We start from the raw sequence: 501 nt of genomic DNA on the forward strand, positions 1-501 counted from the left end.
TGTGTTTCTTTGTTTGTTGGTGGTGTCGGGTGTGTATGGGGGGCGGGGGTGGGGGTTGTTTGGAGTGTTTAGGTGGTTTTTATTTGTTAGGGGGTTGGTGGTGTTGTATCTTATTTCATTAGTTTTTGGGGAGTTTGGGTTTTCAGTGGGATGGGCGTGTTCTGGTGGGGGGGTGGGGGGGAGGGTGTTTTTTTGGGGTGTGTTGTAGGTTGTTGCTTTTTTGGGCGGTTTTGTCTTTGTTTGTGGTTGTTTTTTGTGTGGTGGGTGTTTGTTGTGTTGGGGGGGTGGTGGTTTTGGTTGTTTTGTTGACGTTGGCTTGGGGTTGTTTTTTTTTGTGTGGGGTTGTTTTGTGGGGTGTGTGTTTTTTGGTGGTGTTGTGTGGGTTGTGTGTGGGTTGGTTGGGTGGGTTGGTTTTTGGTGGGTTGTGGGGGTCGTTGTTGTTGGGGTTGGGGTTGGTGGTATTGTTGTTGGTGGTTGTGTCGGGGGGTGGTTTTTTTGTGT

The 501-nt window shown here is 49.1% G+C and carries 1 protein-coding gene; it reads right to left on the reverse strand.

The window, feature by feature from the left end; all coding sequences use genetic code 11:
* Positions 1 to 142: 142 nt before the first annotated feature.
* On the reverse strand, positions 143 to 501 hold a 359-nt coding region (locus tag ACTHUE_RS20150; RefSeq protein WP_440424295.1), incomplete at its 5' end, for a hypothetical protein.

This window comes from Neisseria sp. P0021.S005 (assembly GCF_051956955.1).